General features: G+C 68.5%; 2 protein-coding genes. Both read left to right on the top strand.

Annotated features, from left to right (window positions below; translation table 11 throughout):
- Positions 1-175: 175 nt before the first annotated feature.
- Positions 176-1627 (top strand): zinc finger domain-containing protein, encoded by a 1452-nt coding sequence (locus ABTY04_RS40660; RefSeq protein WP_352218463.1) that lies wholly within the window; start codon positions 176-178, stop codon positions 1625-1627.
- 149 nt (positions 1628-1776) lie between these two features.
- Positions 1777-3000, top strand: coding sequence for a hypothetical protein (locus tag ABTY04_RS40655; RefSeq protein ID WP_352218462.1), 1224 nt, complete (start codon positions 1777-1779; stop codon positions 2998-3000).
- The last annotated feature ends 128 nt before the right edge of the window (positions 3001-3128 follow it).

Below are 3128 nucleotides of genomic sequence, written 5' to 3'. Positions count from 1 at the left end.
CGGCCGCCTCTCCGCCGAACGAGTGTGAGCCAACCAGATCAACGAGAAACCTCTACGCCAACCGAGTGGTGAACACCGCTTTCGTGATACTCCCTACACCGACCGTGTCTGCCACTTCGCTCACCACCCGGGCCCGGACGGCGTGTCTCACCATTGCGGCCGCAGCGCGCGGGGCGTGGCCAGTGCCGACCACCTGTACGTGAAGTCCGCCGCCAGGGCCTGGCTCCGCGACCGGGGTGAGGAGGCCGACTTCGACTTTGCCCGGCCGGACGGCGCCGCGATCGGTTCCGTCCTCGACATCCGGTTCCGGAGCCGTGGGCTGCGTGTGCACCTGGACCGGGAAGTCGAGCCGACGTGGGACGAGGACGGCGTCGAGCCGGTGCTGGGCGTATCAGTGCCGGTGGACGAGGCGACGCTGGTCCGGCGCTGGTACGTTCACCGCATCCGTCTGGACAGTGAGGGCACTCACCGCCGGGTGCGGATCGGCACGGAGGCGTTCGCGCGGGGCGTCGAGTGGTTCGCGCTGGACGAGTGCGAGATGACCGAGCGCGGTCTGTCGACTCCGGCGGTGAGGCAGATCGTCCGCTCTCGGCGCGCCCGCCCAGCGTCGTCGTGGACGGTGGCCAAGGTCAGGCAGGAGCCGAACGCGTCGGTGCGGGCGATGGGGCTGCTGCGTCGTCTGGCTGATGCGCGCAAGGTGGAGTCTGTCGTTGTGGTCGCCAGGGTGTGCGACGAGATCGAGGCTCTGATCGAAGTACACGGGGAGACCCGGGGGCAGCTCGCTGTTGTTGTGGAGGACGCACGCCGCTGGCTGCAGGCGCAGGCCGAAGTCCGCCGTGAACTGTTCAACCGGCTCGGTGAGGCGCTCTCCGCCGAAGACACCAGCCAGGTGCGTCAGCTACTGATTCGTGCGAATGCGACAGCCGGCCATGACCGCACAGTGGAGGAGGCACGTGTCGCGGATGCTGCCGACGCTCATCTTGTTGCCCGCGGGGCTGGACTGCAGATGCTGAACTTGCAGCAGCAGAGGCAGCTGGCGGAAAAGAAGGCGGCGGAGCGGGTTCGACGGACCCTCAAAAATCTCGCTGACCTCCGCCGCCGTACGCCGGTGAAGGTGGTGCGCAGGCTGGTTGAAAGGCTCTCTGATGCGGTGGATGACGCAGGCGGCCTTCTCTCTCCCGATGAACTGAGCAAGGTTTCCGAATGGAAGGTCCGCGCAGGTCTTGAGAACCCGGATGGGTCCGTGCCCGCCGTGCCGGCGCCGCCACGGCCTGCCGACGGCGCAACTCCGAAGAAGGCAGTGGCACGGCATGGGCAGGTAGCCCGCCGGTTCTGGATCAACGAGCAGTGCCCGCGCTGCTTCGCCGTCGTGGGGAAGGACTGCGTGAACGATGACCGGTCCGGCCGGAAGCGGGTCCGGCCGTCCCCTCATGACGAACGTGTACAGCCCATCCTTGATGCGCGCGCGGCCCAGCTGCAAGGGCGACGCGTGGGTTCTCCGCCTCCGGGCTCCCCGACCGTGCTGGCAGTTGCGTGCCCCGACTGCGGAAGCAAGGCCGGTGAGGCCTGTAGATCGCCACGTGGCTCGCATCGGGGTCGAGTGGAGCGGGCTGCCGGGTGTACGTGAGCGTCAGACAGCGAGTTGAGGAGATACGTGTCGGGACCGTTCCCTTGGAAGCACCGATTCGGCACCTGGATACATGGACGCAGAAAGCGGAGGGGACGAGGTTGAGGAAGGCGCGCGAGAAGAGAGCGGACGGATCTGCCGGACGGCCAGTGCTCGGAACGGAGATCGCCCCCGGTCACAAGCCGCCCAAGGGAACCCTGTACTGCGCGTACTGCCTCGCTGACGTGGATGCGGTCTCCGGCTACAAGAACGTCGCCGGCTACTTCCGGCTCGTACCCGGCAGCGAACACGAGCCGGCCTGCGACCTCAATCCCACCGAGGTCATCAACAGCATCGCCCGCGGCTCGCACGGCCTCGGCCACGTCGACGACGGGATCCTGCGCCTGGAACTGCCCCAGAACCTGGCCGGGGCAGCCGACCCGGCCGAGCCAGCCGGCCCAGGGCAGGACGGTGCCATGCGAACCCGGAACACCACCACGATCGCGCCCCTGCTGCCGCCAGCGATCACCAGCGCCGCGAAGATCGCCAGATTCCTGCAGCTCCACGACTTCGACAGCGACATCGTGAAGAAGTTCAGCATCCAGCCCCACGGCCACGGCCCCGTCCCCTGGAAGCAGTTCTGCTACGGGCCCGACGAAGCCTCACTGGCCGCCCTCTACAAGCTCCAGGCCAGCAAAAAGGCCACCCACCCCCTCGCCATCCACGCCACCGTCCAAGCAGTCCGCAAGGACGCCCAAGACCGCCCCTACGTCACCCTCGCCGTCAACGTCCCCACCGGCCAGGGGCGCTTCCACGTCGTGCTGCGCTCCGCCCACGAGGGCCTCATCAAACCCCTCACCCCGGGCACCCACGTGCTGGCCCTCGGCAACTGGTCCATCTTCACCGGCGGCTACACCCCTCATCTGCGGCTCTTCGCGGACGCGCACTGGCAGATCGCCTACTGGCACGACACCGAAGCTTCCGGGCGCCCCACCAGCCCTGCCTGCCCGCCGCCCGTCCCCGCCCGTCCCGATGCCCGGGCCAAGCCCACGGCCACCGCTCCCGTGGGAAACCAGCGGGTGGCGGCTCCACCAGCCGCACCGCAGCAGCCAGACGCACCAAAGCAACCGGCCACCCCGCCGCCGAACCACACCGCACAGGTCATCCGGGAAGTCCTCACCCCGCCCGCAGCCCCCACCCCTCCACCCGTCTACCAGGCACCGGCAATCCCGCCCCGCCCCACAACACCCCCCGCGACACAACCGCCATCCCAGGCCCACGAACCAGCCGACCCCGCAGGCCTCCCCGACCCACCGATGCCGCCTGAAACTCCAACTCCCGTTCCGCCACCGCGGCGCAGGGGACTGTTCGGCTGGCTGACACAACGACGCTGACCACGACCGGCCGGGCGATTCCTGCTCTCACGACGGGAGTATCACGAAAGCGGTGTTCACCACTCGGTTGGCGTAGAGGTTTCTCGTTGATCTGGTTGGCTCACACTCGTTCGGCGGAGAGGCGGCCG

It is taken from the genome of Streptomyces sp. NPDC097981, from assembly GCF_040302565.1.
In the GTDB taxonomy this organism is placed as follows: domain Bacteria; phylum Actinomycetota; class Actinomycetes; order Streptomycetales; family Streptomycetaceae; genus Streptomyces.
Note: the sequence above shows the minus strand (reverse complement) of the source record. Positions and strands in the feature narration are given on the sequence as shown.